The organism is Pseudomonas sp. SK3(2021) (genome assembly GCF_016772375.1).
Classification (GTDB): Bacteria; Pseudomonadota; Gammaproteobacteria; order Pseudomonadales; family Pseudomonadaceae; genus Aquipseudomonas; species Aquipseudomonas chlororaphis_I.
The window spans coordinates 5,006,001-5,021,505 of the sequence record NZ_CP061943.1 but is presented as its reverse complement, the minus strand read 5'-3'; the positions used below and the strand labels follow the sequence as shown (position 1 = coordinate 5,021,505).

Sequence of the window (15,505 nt, the reverse complement as noted above, 5' to 3'; positions counted from 1 at the left end):
TGCGCCGCAGCAGTACACGCGGTGGTCAATTTGTCCCAGTAGCTCAATTGGATAGAGCATCCCCCTCCTAAGGGGAAGGTTGGCAGTTCGAACCTGCCCTGGGACACCATCTACTTTCGGGTTTTCAGACCAATTTTGGTCCTCGTTCTTATTTCGTAGTAACGGCTACGGGGTACACGCAGTTCTCGCTGCTGTGAGTTCATTCCCTTGATTGTCATTGTTGGAAAAAGCACATCGCTATTTAGCCTGAAACAGGTTTTGCGAGAGTTTTTTGCCAGATGAATTGGTTTGCAATCTTCGCGATACGGGTGGCGATGGTTGCTAGTGCCCAGGGCTGGGGCGGGTGTGTTCTGCATTTCATCGATCCGGATATCTATCCTGGGATATCGCCGCGCATGTCCATGGGGCGTTGAAGATCGATCCGTCGTCAGTGGTCTGGCGCGTTACGCAACAGGATCAGTGCATTTGTCATTTCATGAATATCAGTGCTGGCGTCGGGATAGAAACTGATGGCCTTGGCGAAGACTCTGCCTGGGCGTTCACGATTCAAGGCCGAGACCCTGATCGATACAACCGACGATTGTGTCGAGTTCTGCACCATCGGTAGGGAAGCGAAGATGGAGGTTGTCGAGTATTCCGGCCGGAAACTCGCCAGCTGGGTGGCAGGCGAGCAATTTGCTCTGTTGCTAGACGCTTCGCTCCAGTGAGGTGCCATGGATTGGTTGATGGCAGCGCTGCCAATATGCCCGATGGAGTTTCCCGCAACCGGGGCTGGCGGCGGCGCGCGCAAGGATATCGAAGGCTTTTGGCAGCTATCTATAAGGGAAAGCCAGGATCGGCCGATAACCCCATGAATGTTGTTGCAGGTCAAATGGCAGGGCCATGGACCGGGCGCCCGGCAAGAGCAGGCGAGCGCTATTGCGGGGTGATGTAGAATGCATTGATGGCCTTTGGCTATCATCGTTGTCCGGGGGCAGCAAAGGTGACGGCCTTGAGCGTGTCTTGCTGTTGCCGCGGGCTTCATCTTTTTTATGGGTCTGGAATCTTCGATGCTGGCGTACCACCAAAAAAGCTTTTTGATCGTCGATGATTTCTCGGATTTCCGCAGTTCTGTCCGGTCCATGCTGCGTGAGCTGGGCGTCAAGGACGTGGATACTGCCGATACAGGCGAGCAGGCGCTGCGCATGTGCGCGCAAAAGCGCTATGACTTCATCCTTCAGGATTACCACCTGGGCGACGGCAAGAAGAATGGGCAGCAGGTGCTCGAAGACCTGATGACCGACAAGCTGATCAGCCATGAAAGCGTGTTTCTCATGGTCACCGCCGAGACCAGCCAGTCGATGGTGCTCAGCGCCCTCGAGCACGAGCCGGACGCCTATCTGACCAAGCCTTTCAACCGCTCCAGCCTGGCTCAGCGGCTGGAGCGGTTGCAGCAGCGCAAATCGTTGCTCAAGCCGATCCTGCAGGCGCTCGATCGTGGCAAGCCGCTTGAGGTACTGAATGCCTGCATCGCCCTGTGCAAACAGGATCCGCGCTATTCGCCGTTGTGCCTGCGCTACCGGGCCGATGCCCTGCGTGACTTGAACCAGAACGAAGCGCTGGAGCGGTTGTACGAGAGCATCCTGGCGGATCGCCCATTGCCGTGGGCCTATGTCGGCCTGGGGCGGTTGCTGTTCAAGCGGGGCCAGGTGACCCAGGCCAAGGCCATCTACGAAAAGGCCTTGAAAGCCTTTCCGATGATGCCGGCGCTCTACGATGGCATGGCCGAGGTGCTGCTCGCCGAAGGTGACTCCAAGCGCGCCCAGAGTGTGCTGGAGGAGGCGGTGCGCCTGTCGCCGCTGGCTGTGCGTCGGCAAGCGCTGTTGGGCAAGCTGGCGATGACCAACGAAGACTTCGAGACCGCCTCCAGGGCCTATCGCCAGGCGGTATCGCAAGGTGCGCAATCGCGTTTCAAGGATCCGGAAAGCAACCTTGGCCTGGCGCATGCGTTGATCAGCAAGGGCAGTGAAAGGGGCTTGGATACCCGCACGCGCCTGGAAATCAACAGCACCCTGAGTGCGGTAGCCAAGGAAAACCCCAGCGATCCTGGATTGCAGATTCGTGCGCGCCTGATGAAGGCCACCAGCCTGTTGCTCAACGATGCTGAAACGGCGGAAAAACTCACCGAGCAGGCGATGTTGCGCCTGGACGGGATGGAGCAGTTCATGAGCCCGGAAGCGGCGTTGCTGGTGGCCAAGCAACTACAGATGCTGGGACAGGCCGATGCCGGCGCATCGATGCTGAAAAACTGTGCGGAAATCTACGGTGACGATCCGAAGGTGATGGAAGGCATTGCCAAGCTCACCGATGACCCGGCGATCCTCAACTCCGCCAATGCCGCGGCGGACATGAATCGCCAGGGTGTGCGCAGTTACAAGGCCGGTGCGCTGGGCGAGGCCCGGGACTTGTTCCGCCGGGCCCTGGCCATGCAGCCGAAGAACATCAGTATTGCCCTGAACATGGCGCAGTCGTTATTGCACGGTACCGACATCACCCAGGATACGGCGCTGCTGGAGGAGTGCCGGACCTGCCTGAAGATGGTCGGCCTGATGCCCGATACCGACGCGCGTTATCCGCGTTATCAGAAGCTGCGAAGCAAGGCGTTTGGCGGATGAATACCTACGAACAGGCTCTCGACTTTTCCACGGTGATCGCCTCTACCGTGCACGACATGAAGAACTCCCTGACCCTGCTCATGCAGGCCCATGCCCAGTGGCTGGCAAGACTGCCGCAGGCGCAGCAGAGCACGCCGGAGCAGGGCGTGATGGAGTTCGAGTTTGCCCACCTCAACGGCATGCTGGTGCAACTGTTGGGGCTCTATAAGCTGGGAGTCAACCAGTTGCCGGTGCAGCCGGGTTACCACGAGCTGGACGACTTCATAGAAGCGCAATTGGTCAGCCATCAGGATGTGTTCGCCAGTCGCGGCATCGCCGCGACCTATGAAGTCGATCCTTTGACCCCCCTGGGTTTTTTCGACCGGGAACTGATCGCCTCGGTGCTGGCCAACTGCATCAACAACGCCATGCGTTATGCGCGCCATGCGCTGCTGGTCAGCGTGCACGATGAAGGCGGGCAGACGGTGCTGACCATCAATGACGATGGCGAGGGTTATCCGCAGCCGATGATCGATAACCAGGCCGACTACGTGCAAGGCATCAATCACAGCAGCGGCAGCACCGGCCTGGGGCTGTACTTCGCCGGGCGCATTGCCGCGCTGCATCAGCGTAACGGTGTCTGCGGGCGCACCGAGATTCGTAATGGCGGGCCTCTGGGTGGTGGTGTGTTCAGTATCTACCTGCCTTGAGATCTGCCTTGACGTGGTTGTCCGGCCTTGTAGAGGCTTTGCCGCATTTCGGCGGTGTGCCCGATCCCGAGGGCTTTTTGTTCGAGGCTGCTTGATATTCCGAACAGCCGGAGCCTATTTTGTACGGGTCGCCGTTCTCGGCTCGTACAACAACAAGGATTGAGTCATGACAACCGATGGCCGCAGTTCACTCGCACAGCGATTGACGGGCATTGACGAGATTGAATGTGTCACTCCGGATCTGAACGGCGTGCCACGGGGCAAGGTGATGACCGCCGAGGGCTTCCTCGAAGGGCGGCGTCTGCAGATGGCCCGCGGGGTGCTGCTGCAATGCATCATGGGGGGGTATCCACCCGCGCGTTTCTACGGCAGTGACGACGGCGACCTGGCGCTCAATGCCGACCCGCAACAGATTCATCGCCTGCCCTGGAGCTCGCAGCCACGTGCGCTGGCGATTTGCGATGCGGACGAACTGAGTGGCGAAAGCTCGCGCCTTTCCACCCGTGGCCAGCTCAAGGAGGTCATCGCACGGTACGCCGCTCGCGGCCTGGCGCCGGTGGTGGCGACCGAGCTGGAATTCTTCGTGTTTGCTCCCAATACCGATCCGAGCCAGCCTTTCCTGCCACCCCTTGGCCTGGACGGTCGTCGCGAAGACGGACATTCGGCGTTCAGCATCAGCTCCAATAACGGTTTGCGGCCATTCTTCAGTGAGGTCTACGCCTGCATGGCGGCATTGGGCCTGCCGCGCGATACCTTCATGCATGAAATGGGCGTCAGCCAGTTCGAGATCAATCTGTTGCACGGCGATCCGCTGTTGCTGGCCGACCAGACCTTCCTGTTCAAGCACCTGCTCAAGGAAGTAGCGCTCAAGCATGGCCTGACCGTGGTGTGCATGGCCAAGCCGCTGGCGCATACGCCGGGCAGTTCGATGCATATTCACCAGAGCCTGGTCGAGTCGGCCAGCGGGCGTAACGTGTTCAGTGATGAGGCTGGAGAGCCGACGGCGATGTTCCGCCACTTCATTGGCGGGCTGCAGGCGGGCATGGCGGATTTCACTGCGCTGTTCGCACCGAACGTCAACTCCTACCAGCGCCTGTGTCATCCTTACGCTTCGCCGAACAATGCCTGCTGGTCCCATGACAATCGGGCAGCGGGTCTGCGTATTCCGGCCAGCTCGCCGGTGGCGCGGCGGGTCGAGAACCGTTTGCCGGGCGCCGATGCCAACCCTTATCTGGCGATTGCCGCGAGCCTGGCGGCTGGTTTGCACGGCATCGAAAACGAGCTGGAACCAACGCCGGCGATTCAGGGTGAGTTTGCCGTGCCGGACAGTTTATCTTTGCCTTGTACCTTGCATGCCGCTCTCGAGCGTCTGAAACGTAGCCAGTTGGCCAAGGAGTTGTTCGGCAACGAGTTCGTCGAAGGTTACATCGCTTCGAAGACCATGGAGTTGACCAGCTTTCTTGATGAAATAACTCCCTGGGAGCGGCGCGTCTTGGCGGCCCAGGCTTAACCGAACCGTCGCAGTCGGGCTATCGTTCGGATGGCCCGACACTCAATTCAAGGAGCCGCTCGGAACGCCGATGCGCCAAATCTGGAAATCCTTTCGAGCGCTATATTTCGCCTCGCTGATGATGTTGATCGGCTCAGGCTTACTCAGTACCTACCTGGCGTTGCGCCTGGCCGCCGATCATGTCGACGGGTTATGGGTGGGGGCCTTGATGGCGGCCAACTATTTCGGCCTGGTGCTGGGCGGGAAAATCGGCCACCGCCTGATTGCCCGGGTTGGTCATATCCGTGCCTACGCCACCTGTGCCGGGATCGTCGGCGCAGCGGTGCTGGGGCATGGGCTGGTGGACTGGTTGCCGGCCTGGCTGGTGCTGCGGATGATCGTCGGCCTGGGCATGATGTGCCAGTACATGGTCATCGAAAGCTGGCTCAACGAGCAGGCCGACGCCAAGCAGCGAGGGTTGGTGTTCAGCGGCTACATGATCGCCTCGTATCTGGGGTTGGTCCTGGGGCAGTTGATTCTGGTCATGCATCCGGCCCTCGGGCTTGAGTTGCTGATGCTGGTGGCCCTGTGTTTTGCCCTGTGCCTGGTACCGGTGGCCATGACCCGGCGTATTCACCCGGCGCCTTTGCATCCGGCGCCCATGGAGCCACGCTTCTTTATCAAGCGCGTTCCGCAGTCGCTGAGCACGGTGCTCGGGTCGGGGCTGATAGTCGGTTCGTTCTATGGTCTGGCGCCGTTGTATGCATCCCAGCAGGGCTTGAGTACCGAGCAGGTCGGCCTGTTCATGGGCAGCTGCATTTTTGCCGGGCTGGTGGTGCAGTGGCCGCTGGGGTGGCTGTCCGACCGTTATGACCGGGCCCTGTTGATTCGCTGCTTTGCCTGCTTCCTGGCGGTCGTGGCCTTGCCGTTGGCGATTCTGCCCCAGGTGCCACTGGAGGTGCTGTTCGTCCTGGGATTCCTCTGTTCTCTGGTGCAGTTCTGCCTGTATCCGTTGGCGGTGGCGTTTTCCAACGACCATGTCGAAGGCGATCGGCGGGTCTCATTGACCGCGATGCTGCTGGTGACCTATGGCGTCGGGGCCAGTGTCGGGCCGTTGGTGGCGGGGGTGCTGATGAAGTTGTTCGGCAGCCAGATGCTCTATGCGTTCTTCAGTTTTTTTGCCCTGGTACTGGTCTGGCGCATCCGGCCGAAAGCCGTGACCAACCTGCATCAGGTCGATGATGCGCCGCTGCATCACGTGGCGATGCCGGACAGCATGTCCAGCTCACCATTGGTGGCCGCGCTTGATCCGCGGGTCGACGAGCAGGTGGTGCAGGATCAGATGCAACAGACCAGCATGCCGGAAGCCGAGCCCCCGGTCGCGAGTGAAGAAGCCGCGGATGAGGTTGAGGAGGCAGTCGTGAGGCCGGATGAGCCAAGGCCGGATCAGTTCAGTGGGGCCAGGCCCTAGAAACAAAAAAACGGGCAGTCGCCGCAAGGGACTGCCCGTTTTTATCGACCCGCGAATCTCAGAGGTCGTCTTTGTCGAAGCGCCGGGCTTCGCGTTGCAACTGATAGACAAAGCGTTCGACCTGGCGTTGAACCAGGCCGCTCATGTTATGGAAGCGCACGCCGGCGAAAGTCGTGTCGATCTTCTCTTCGTAGTGCAGGTAACGCAGTTCCACTGGCGCGGTCATGCTGCCGAAGGGCAGGGCGGCGATAAAGCGCTCGTAGACCTGGCCCAGTTGCAGGCGGCTGGAGATGTCGCCCTCGAAGCGCAGCTTGCAGCCGGTGGCGGAGATATCCAGCAGTTTGCCGGCGATCGGCGCCTTGAGTTTTTCGCCACCGAGCTCGATGCTGACCAGTTGTGCCAGCTTCAGGGCAGCACGAAAGGCATTGCGGCGCTGGTGATAGACCACTTCGTCCGGCAGGGTGCCGCGGTAGCAGCGCCCACCATTGGATTCGTCGATGGTCGGGATGCCGTTGCTTTCCCAGGCGACGCGCACGCCCTCGTGAAAACCTTCGACGCGAAACGGCTCGCCGGCGAGCATGAAGCGTTCGCCATCGCGGGGGATCATTTCGTCCAGGGCGATCATGTTGCTGTCACGATCGACTTCGACCAGATAGCTTTGAAAGCGCTGGCTGCGTTCGTGGAAAGTGATGATCAGCGGGTCATGGCTGTCTTGCAGCAAGCGCAGCGTGGAGCTGATTTCCAAGGGGGTGGCGAGCACCTTGGGGGGCTGCGGCGCATCTTCTGCGTTTACGGCATTGAACACGGTTCATCAATCTCCAGACAAAATACGACTACACGCAAGAGCCAGCATTTTGCCAGCATGTTCCGCGACTTGATAGGGCGCGCTCATCTCTGGGGTCAAGCCTGGCTAAGCGGGCGAGGCTTGGCCAGCTTGGCGGTTGAACCGCGGGCATCATAGAGGGCTGGAGGCTCGCCACCGGTGAGGATTTTCAACTGATTGGCGGTGGTGGCCTGTTGAACCTGGATCGAGCGACCGTTGAGTTCGTTCGCCACTTGGCAATCGGCAAGCATCTGGGTCAGTACGTCGCTCTGGGTCAGCAACTGCTCGCCAACCGAAGAGTGGCTGGCCAGTTGCTCCAGGCCGGCGCGGCTGGCAGGAAGATTCAGGCTGGCAAGGATTTCGCTGCGTTTGCGGCCATGCTGCTCGAGCAAAATGATCAGGGCTTGCTTCTGCGCAAGAATTTCTTCCAGCAGCGGCATGTCGCGACCGTGCAGGGCAAGGGATTCGGTGCGCAGCAATTCCAGCAACTGTTGAGCTGGAGCAAAGTCGTCAGTGATCAGTTGCAGCAGATTAGTGTCGTGCATGTATGGCCTTGGGTTTTAAGCGTCCAAAAAACTGGCGCAGGCCTTATTGGCTAGCGCTGGGCTTCGAAATTGAGCAGTTTGCTGGCTACACGGTTGCTATCGACTTTATAGCTGCCATCGGCAATCGCTTGCTTCAACTCGGCCACGCGGGCGTTGTCGACGGCAGGCTGGTCGCGCAGCTTGTCAGTGATCTTCTGCAACTGTTGAGCCTCATTGCTGAGGTGTACCGACTCCCCGCTGGTGCTGGCCTGTTCGGCCGGAACGTTCAGCGGCGCGGACTTGTCGGCGTCGCCGGTTTCCTTGCTGGCGCTGGTGCGCGTGCTACCGGTGAGTGAGGGAGAACTGTTTAAACGGCTGAAATCGATGACCATGGTAAAAAAGCCTCTGGGTATTTGGACGCTTGACTTGTTTTCGGCAATACCCCGGAAAACTTTAGGCTCAAATGTCGATAAGCCCGCACGCGCCGCTATTGCCCTGCATGGGCCACAGTTTAGGGGGCAACAGTGCACAGCGCCAGTCGTCTACATGGCGACTTCCACCTGTCCCGGCGCGGTGATCCGCGCTTTGATGACCCGTTGTGAATTGAGGTTCTTGACCCGTATCTGCTCGCTCATGCCGCCATTGGACAAGGCTTCGCCAGGCATTTTCACGTTCAACGTACCGCTGCGGGCGGAGATCACCACCTGATCGCCCTTGCGCACCACTTCCGCCTGTTCCAGGTGAACCAGGGTGACGAGTTGGTCGGCGACCATGGGGCGGACAAGCTTCTGCCCGATGGCCTGGTCCACCGAAGTCAGATAACCCTGGTTGATCTGGCCGATATCACGCTCGCGCAGCATCACGTCTTCGGGGCTGATAATGCCGGCGCGCTTGAGCGGCCGGGTGGTGGTCACCACTTCGCGGAACAGCTTGACCTGGGCGGGCACGAACACGGTCCAGGGCGAGGCGCCGTCACAGCGGACACGAACGGTCACGCGTCCCAGCGGTTGCGCCGGGCTTTCCAGGGTCGCTGTCAATTCCTTGTCGCAGTGCGGCATGCGCAGCCGTGGGTCGAGCTGATTGACCTGGATTTCGTAGCGCCCAGGCGTTTGACTGGTTGCCAGATAGTCTTCTACGGTGAATTCAAGAAACCCCTGAGTGACGCCGATAAGTAGATCAGGCAGGGTTACCGAGTCAGCAACGGCAGGATGGCCAGGGTTTAAAAAAAACAACGCCGACAGCCCGTACAGCAATCTGCGGTAGTTTGATGTCAGGTGTCGGGAAAATGTCGTTTTGGCGTTCATAACAGTTAAAAAGCAAGCGCCGTGCCGTTTAGCGATGAACGCGCGTCGGATCTTGAGCTTTGGGGAGTCTGGGCATGGCTGGTGTAATGGATTCGGTGAACCAGCGCACGCAACTGGTAGGGCAGAATCGCCTTGAGCTGTTGTTGTTCCGTCTTGACGGGCAGCAGCTCTATGGGATCAACGTGTTCAAGGTTCGGGAGGTGCTGCAATGCCCCAAGCTGACGTTGATGCCCAAATCCAGTCCTGTGGTGTGCGGAGTCGCGAATATTCGAGGGGCGACCATTCCGATCCTGGACCTGGCGATGGCCACCGGTTCAGGCGGATTGCAGGATCTGAGCAACCCGTTTGTCATCATCACTGAGTACAACACCAAGACCCAGGGGTTTCTGGTGCGGTCGGTCGAGCGCATCGTCAACATGAACTGGGAGGAGATCCATCCGCCACCCAAGGGGACGGGGCGCGATCACTACCTGACGGCGGTGACGCGGGTCGACAATCAGTTGGTGGAAATCATCGACGTCGAGAAGGTGCTGGCCGAGGTCGCGCCGACACCCGAGACGATTTCGGTGGGCGTGGTGGATGTCGAGACTCAGCACAAGGCGGTTTCGCTGCGGGTGCTGACGGTCGATGACTCGTCGGTGGCGCGCAAGCAGGTCACGCGTTGCCTGCAGACCGTGGGGGTCGAAGTGGTGGCCCTGAACGACGGCCGACAGGCGCTGGATTACCTGCGCAAGCTGGTCGACGAGGGCAAGAAACCTGAAGAAGAGTTTCTGATGATGATCTCCGACATCGAGATGCCGGAGATGGACGGCTACACCCTCACGGCCGAAATACGCAACGATCCACGCATGCAAAAGCTGCACATCATCCTGCATACTTCGTTGTCAGGTGTATTCAATCAGGCGATGGTGAAGAAGGTCGGTGCCGATGACTTCCTTGCCAAGTTTCGTCCTGATGACCTGGCATCCCGGGTTGTCGACCGGATCAAAGCAGCAGATAACAGCTAGGGATATCGATCCCTGGCGGTCACACGATTTAAGAGGCGGCATCATTGTCTACGGGTAATTTGGATTTCGAACAGTTCCGGGTGTTCCTGGAAAAAGCCTGTGGGATCTTGCTGGGCGAGAACAAGCAATATCTGGTGTCGAGCCGTCTCAACAAACTGATGGAACAGCAAGGCATCAAATCCCTTGGGGAGCTGGTTCAGCGTATCCAGAGCCAGCCGCGCAGCGGTTTGCGAGAGATGGTGGTCGACGCCATGACCACCAACGAAACCCTGTGGTTTCGTGATACCTATCCATTCGAGGTGTTGAAGAACAAGGTCCTGCCGGAGGCGATCAAGGCCAGCCCCAACCAGCGCTTGCGCATCTGGTCGGCGGCCTGTTCCTCGGGTCAGGAACCCTATTCGTTGTCCATGTCGATCGACGAGTTCGAGAAGGCCAACATGGGGCAATTGAAGATGGGGGTGCAGATCGTTGCCACCGACCTGTCCGGGACCATGTTGAACAACTGCAAGACCGGCGAGTACGACAGCCTGGCGATCGGTCGCGGTTTGTCTGCCGATCGCCTGCAGCGCTATTTCGATCCCAAGGGGCCGGGGCGCTGGGTGGTCAAGGCACCGATCAAGAGCCGTGTCGAGTTCCGCTCGTTCAACCTGCTGGACAGCTATGCCAGCCTGGGCAAGTTCGACGTGGTGTTCTGCCGCAATGTGCTTATCTACTTCTCCGCCGAGGTGAAGAAGGACATCCTGATGCGCATTCACAGCACCCTGAAGCCGGGCGGTTATCTGTTTCTTGGGGCGTCCGAGGCGCTCAATGGATTGCCCGACCATTATCAGATGGTCCAGTGCAGCCCTGGGATCATTTACCAGGCGAAGTAAGATTGTCGCTGATGAAAAGAGAGGCCTTCGGGCCTTAATGAGATGGTCACCCCCACACCCTGCGAGGGCTACGCTTTCGCAGGGTGTTTTGTTTTCGGAGGCCATCCTCATGAGCGAGTCAGCGCTGATCGGAATCGATCTCGGCAAGCACAGTTTCCACCTGCACGGCCAGGACACTGCGGGCCGAGAGGTGTTTCACAAGAAGCTCTCGCGTCCACAGATGATGCAGTTCTTCGGCAATCTGCCGGCTTGCACCGTGGTGATGGAGGCATGTGCCGGCGCGCATTTTGTCGCTCGTCAGCTGATCGCCATGGGGCATCAGGCCAAACTGATTTCTCCGCAGTTCGTCCGGCCCTTCGTCAAGGGCAACAAAAACGACTTCGTCGACGCCGAGGCCATTTGCGAAGCGGCCTCGCGCCCATCGATGCGCTTTGTTACGCCTAAAACCGAGGCGCAGCAGACCCTTTCCGTTCTGCACCGCCTGCGCGAATCGCTGGTGCACGACCGCACCAAAGCCGCCAATCAGATGCACGGTTTCCTGCTGGAGTTTGGTATCAGCCTGCCCAAAGGTCTGGCGATCATGAAACGTTTGGCGAGTATCTTGGCCGAGCATGAGTTGCCGGTTCGGCTCACCGGGCAGTTGCAACGCCTGCACGATCACTTCGCTTACCTGGATGAGCAGGTCAAGGAACTGGATAAAGAGCTGGCAGGCCAGCTGGCCGCCGATGATCTGGGCAGTCGCCTGCTGAGCCTGCCGTGTGTCGGGCCGATCACCGCCAGCCTGCTGGCGGTGGAAATGGGCGACGGCCAGCAGTACAAGTGCAGTCGCGACTTCGCAGCATCTGTGGGTCTGGTGCCCAGACAGTACAGCACCGGTGGCAAGGCGAATTTGCTCGGCATCAGCAAGCGCGGTGACAAGCACCTGCGGCAATTACTGGTGCAGTGTGCGCGGGTCTACCTGCAAAGGCTGGACTACCAGCGCGGCCGTTTGGCCGACTGGGTACGCTCAATGCTGACGCGACGCCACTCGAACGTGGTGGCCTGTGCTTTGGCTAACAAGCTGGCGCGGATCGCGTGGGCGCTAGCGGCCCACCATACGCAGTATGAAGCAGGGCCAGGCGCGCTGAGCGCCTGACCCTGCGGTTGTTGCAGCACCACGAAGCACCCTTCAGGTTTTGCGATAGCTGAACAACGGATGACGTGAACGGCCCACCGGCCTGACGAAGAACCTGGCACAAAAATCGGCTTCAGAAGCCGCGGCATTTTTCAGGATCGTCAGGCGCGACTCTCATCGTGGCGCGGGGCATGCCCCCAAACAGACGCCGGATAGATTTAAGCAAGCCAACCACTTCACCCATTAATCAGTATTGCAAAAACGGGGGTGACCATAGATTTTTTTGTGCCCGCGATTCCTTCTGCGCGCAGGGCGGCAATAGCGGCATTGCCGCTTTGCTGACGTTTCGCGGAAATGCCTTGCCGCTTTTCTGGCATTGCCGCTTTGCCGCTGCCCGCAAAGCCTTGGTTTACGGGCTTCGAGCACTTGGCACGCGGCTTGCTATGTCCTGCTTACGAAAAATCTGGTCGAAGGTTTCCCGACATGAGCATCAGCTTCGATAAAGCGCTCGGCATTCATGAACAAGCCCTTGGTTTTCGCGCCAAGCGTGCCGAGGTGCTGGCCAACAACATCGCCAACGCCGACACCCCGAACTACAAGGCTCGGGATCTGGACTTCTCCGCCGTGCTCGCCGAGCAGAACGAGAAAGCCAAGAACGGTACCTTTGCCCTGAACATGACCAACAGCCGGCACATCGAAGCTGAAGGCCTGAGCAGCGGCGACGAATCGCTGCTGTACCGCACGCCGATGCAGCCATCGATCGACCAGAACACCGTGGATGCCCAACTGGAACAGTCGAACTACGCCGAGAACTCGGTGAACTTCCAGGCCAGCTTCACGCTGCTCAACAGCAAATTCAAAGGGCTGGTGTCAGCCCTGCGCGGAGAGTAATCCATGTCCCTCGCCAGTGTTTTCAATATTGCCGGTAGTGGCATGAGTGCCCAGACCACTCGCTTGAACACCGTCGCCAGTAACATCGCCAACGCCGAGACAGTCTCCTCGAGCATCGACCAGACCTATCGTGCGCGCCACCCGGTGTTCGCCACCATGTTCCAGGGCGCGCAAAGCGGTGGCAGCCAGTCGCTGTTCCAGAACCAGGATGCGGCCGGTCAGGGCGTTCAGGTGCTGGGTGTGGTCGAGGACCAGAGCAACCTCGAGGCGCGTTACGAGCCTAACCATCCGGCTGCCGACGCCAAGGGGTATGTCTATTACCCGAACGTCAATGTGGTGGAAGAAATGGCCGACATGATTTCCGCCAGTCGCTCGTTCCAGACCAACGCGGAAATGATGAACACCGCCAAAACCATGATGCAGAAGGTCCTGACCCTCGGTCAGTGATAAGAGGCGACTCAGATGAGTGTTTCCGATAGCACCAGTGGCCTGACGCTCAAGGAGATCCTTGCGAACTCCTCGAAGAAGACCCCGACTACCAGCAATGACGGCCTGGCGGCGGCCACCAACAGCGTCAAGGGAAAAAATGAGCTGGGCAAGGACGCGTTCCTGAAGCTGCTGGTGACCCAGCTGAAAAACCAGAACCCGCTGGATCCACAGGACAACAGCGAGTTCGTTGCCCAGTTGGCGCAGTTCTCCACCCTGGAAGGGATCACCACCCTCAATACCTCGGTGAATTCCATCACCGGCAACTACAAGTCGTCCCAGGCCCTGCAGGCTTCGTCCCTGGTGGGGCGTTCGGTGATCGTCCAGACCGGTACCACCCAGGTCGACACCACCAAGAGCATGACCGGTTCGGTGACTGTGCCTACCGGCGTCAGCGGCGTCACCGTGACCATCACCGACAAGGATGGCAAGGCGGTCAAGACCCTCGACCTGGGCAGTCAGAAGGCCGGCAGCACCAGTTTTGTCTGGGACGGTACCAAGACCGACGGCACCAAGGCCGATCCGGGTAATTACACCTTCAAGGCCAGCACAACGATCGATGGCAAGGGGACCGACCTGGTCACCTACCTGCCTGCGACGGTCAACAGCGTCACCATCAGCCAGACCGGCGGTGAGCTGATGTTGAACCTCGCAGGGTTGAGCAGCCCCGTGGCGCTCTCCAAAGTTCAAACCATTGGTATCTAGAGCCGATTAACGCGGCACAAGGAGTGGAATATGTCTTTTAATATCGGCCTTAGCGGTCTCTATGCTGCCAACAAGCAACTGGATGTGACCGGCAACAACATCGCCAACGTGGCGACCGCCGGCTTCAAATCGTCCCGTGCCGAATTCGCAGATGTTTACTCGGCCACCAAGCTGGGCACCGGCAGCAAGACTGTGGGTAACGGCGTGCGCCTGGCCAACGTTTCCCAGCAGTTCGGCCAGGGCGACGTGAACAACACCGGCAACGTACTGGACATGGGTATCCAGGGTTCGGGCTTCTTCGTGCTGAGCGACAACGGCTCGCTGACCTACACCCGCGCCGGTACCTTCAAGACCGACAAGGACGGCTACATCACCAACACCGATGGCACCGCCCGCCTGCAAGGCTATGCGGTCGATGCCAACGGCAAGATCGTCAACGGCGTGCTGACCGACCTGCGCATCGACACTTCGAACCTGTCGCCGAAGGCCACCAGCTCGGTGTCCTCGACCATCAACCTGGACTCCACCGCGCCGGTCATCGACCAGAGCGTGACAGGTTTTGCCTTCGATCCGACCAAGGTGGAAACCTACACCAAGCAGTTCAGCACACCGATCTATGACAGCCAGGGCAACGAGCACAAGCTGGACCAGTACATGGTGAAAACCGGGGCCAACACCTGGAAGACCTACACCCTGGTCGATGGTCGTAACCTCGATGGCTCCGCTCCGACCACCACCGGCGCTACGGCTCCAGTCGCATCGACCATGACTTTCGACTCCGCCGGCAAACTGGTTTCGGTCATCACACCGCCTGCCGTTACACCTAATCCGGGCAACAACCTGACCCTGGCGGGTTGGGTGCCAGGCACCGTGACCAATGGTGTGTGGGCGGCCAACGGTGCCAGCGCCAATGCCGGCGGCGTGACCATCTCCATGACCAGCACCACTCAGTTCAACGCCGATACCGCGCGTTCGCTGCCGGTGCAGGACGGCTATGCCACTGGCCAGATCACCAACCTGACCATCGACGGCACCGGTACCCTGTTCGCCAACTTCAGCAACAGCCAGAACAAGGCGATCGGGCAGATCTCCCTGGCCAGCTTCACCAACGAACAAGGCCTGCAGCCGGTAGGCGGCACCAGCTGGAGAGAAACCTACGCTTCGGGCGTACCGGGCTACGATGCTCCACAAACCGGCACCCTGGGTTCGATCGTGTCCAACTCCCTGGAAGAGTCGAACGTCAACCTGACCAACGAACTCGTGGACCTGATCAAGGCCCAGAGCAACTACCAGGCGAACGCCAAGACCATCTCCACCCAGAGCACCATCATGCAGACCATTATTCAGATGACCTGATAATGGCTGGCTGACAGCGCTTGAAAAAAGCCCCTCTCCGCAGGGGCTTTTTTGTGCCAGCAAGTTTCATCGACCGCGGCTCGCTTCAGATAAGGAGCGAAGCTTGCTCGCGTGAGTCAT

General features: G+C 59.4%; 15 protein-coding genes and 1 tRNA gene. 12 read left to right on the top strand and 4 right to left on the bottom strand.

Annotation, left to right across the window (positions count from 1 at the left end):
- Positions 1 to 32 precede the first annotated feature (32 nt).
- The 5 genes from IF690_RS21965 (at position 33) to IF690_RS21945 (ending at position 6,303) form a co-directional block, all read left to right on the top strand.
- A tRNA-Arg gene (locus tag IF690_RS21965) sits at positions 33 to 109 on the top strand.
- Positions 110 to 1,049: 940 nt separating this feature from the next.
- Positions 1,050 to 2,654 carry a tetratricopeptide repeat-containing response regulator gene (locus IF690_RS21960; protein WP_202697361.1) on the top strand — a complete coding sequence of 535 codons (1,605 nt, stop codon included), beginning with the start codon at positions 1,050 to 1,052 and terminating at the stop codon, positions 2,652 to 2,654.
- On the top strand, positions 2,651 to 3,343 hold the full coding sequence (locus IF690_RS21955; RefSeq protein WP_202697360.1) for a sensor histidine kinase: 693 nt from the start codon (positions 2,651 to 2,653) through the stop codon (positions 3,341 to 3,343). The genes IF690_RS21960 and IF690_RS21955 overlap by 4 nt, the downstream gene beginning before the upstream one ends.
- Before the next feature lie 268 nt (positions 3,344 to 3,611).
- Complete coding sequence (locus IF690_RS21950; RefSeq protein ID WP_202701672.1) at positions 3,612 to 4,853, top strand: glutamine synthetase family protein; 1,242 nt, start codon at positions 3,612 to 3,614, stop codon at positions 4,851 to 4,853.
- A gap of 70 nt (positions 4,854 to 4,923) precedes the next feature.
- Positions 4,924 to 6,303, top strand: coding sequence for an MFS transporter (locus IF690_RS21945; RefSeq protein WP_202697359.1), 1,380 nt, complete (start codon positions 4,924 to 4,926; stop codon positions 6,301 to 6,303).
- 58 nt (positions 6,304 to 6,361) lie between these two features.
- On the opposite strand, the gene IF690_RS21940 is transcribed toward IF690_RS21945, so the two are convergent.
- The 4 genes from IF690_RS21940 to flgA form a co-directional block, all read right to left on the bottom strand.
- Entirely contained in the window at positions 6,362 to 7,108 is a 747-nt protein-coding gene (locus tag IF690_RS21940) for a flagellar brake protein (RefSeq protein ID WP_202697358.1), read from the bottom strand.
- Between the two features lie 95 nt (positions 7,109 to 7,203).
- The gene (locus tag IF690_RS21935; RefSeq protein ID WP_202697357.1) at positions 7,204 to 7,671 is read right to left on the bottom strand and encodes a flagella synthesis protein FlgN; all 468 of its coding nucleotides are present in this window, start codon (positions 7,669 to 7,671) and stop codon (positions 7,204 to 7,206) included.
- Positions 7,672 to 7,721: 50 nt separating this feature from the next.
- Positions 7,722 to 8,042 (bottom strand): flagellar biosynthesis anti-sigma factor FlgM, encoded by a 321-nt coding sequence (gene flgM, locus IF690_RS21930; protein WP_202697356.1) that lies wholly within the window; start codon positions 8,040 to 8,042, stop codon positions 7,722 to 7,724.
- 150 nt (positions 8,043 to 8,192) lie between these two features.
- On the bottom strand, positions 8,193 to 8,954 hold the full coding sequence (gene flgA / locus IF690_RS21925) for a flagellar basal body P-ring formation chaperone FlgA (protein ID WP_202697355.1): 762 nt from the start codon (positions 8,952 to 8,954) through the stop codon (positions 8,193 to 8,195).
- Between the two features lie 74 nt (positions 8,955 to 9,028).
- Here flgA and IF690_RS21920 point away from each other — a divergent pair, with 74 nt between their 5' ends.
- The 7 genes from IF690_RS21920 (at position 9,029) to flgE (ending at position 15,385) form a co-directional block, all read left to right on the top strand.
- The gene (locus IF690_RS21920) at positions 9,029 to 9,961 is read left to right on the top strand and encodes a chemotaxis protein CheV (RefSeq protein ID WP_007921626.1); all 933 of its coding nucleotides are present in this window, start codon (positions 9,029 to 9,031) and stop codon (positions 9,959 to 9,961) included.
- A 44-nt stretch (positions 9,962 to 10,005) separates the two neighbouring features.
- Complete coding sequence (gene cheR / locus IF690_RS21915) at positions 10,006 to 10,833, top strand: protein-glutamate O-methyltransferase CheR (protein WP_009050303.1); 828 nt, start codon at positions 10,006 to 10,008, stop codon at positions 10,831 to 10,833.
- Positions 10,834 to 10,942: 109 nt separating this feature from the next.
- Positions 10,943 to 11,968, top strand: a complete 1,026-nt coding sequence (locus tag IF690_RS21910; RefSeq protein WP_202696683.1) for an IS110 family RNA-guided transposase — start codon at positions 10,943 to 10,945, stop codon at positions 11,966 to 11,968.
- A gap of 462 nt (positions 11,969 to 12,430) precedes the next feature.
- Entirely contained in the window at positions 12,431 to 12,838 is a 408-nt protein-coding gene (gene flgB / locus IF690_RS21905; protein ID WP_044464497.1) for a flagellar basal body rod protein FlgB, read from the top strand.
- 3 nt (positions 12,839 to 12,841) lie between these two features.
- The gene (flgC, locus tag IF690_RS21900) at positions 12,842 to 13,285 is read left to right on the top strand and encodes a flagellar basal body rod protein FlgC (protein ID WP_009050301.1); all 444 of its coding nucleotides are present in this window, start codon (positions 12,842 to 12,844) and stop codon (positions 13,283 to 13,285) included.
- Positions 13,286 to 13,300: 15 nt separating this feature from the next.
- On the top strand, positions 13,301 to 14,029 hold the full coding sequence (gene flgD / locus IF690_RS21895; protein ID WP_202697354.1) for a flagellar hook assembly protein FlgD: 729 nt from the start codon (positions 13,301 to 13,303) through the stop codon (positions 14,027 to 14,029).
- Positions 14,030 to 14,059: 30 nt separating this feature from the next.
- Positions 14,060 to 15,385, top strand: coding sequence for a flagellar hook protein FlgE (gene flgE, locus IF690_RS21890; protein WP_202697353.1), 1,326 nt, complete (start codon positions 14,060 to 14,062; stop codon positions 15,383 to 15,385).
- The last annotated feature ends 120 nt before the right edge of the window (positions 15,386 to 15,505 follow it).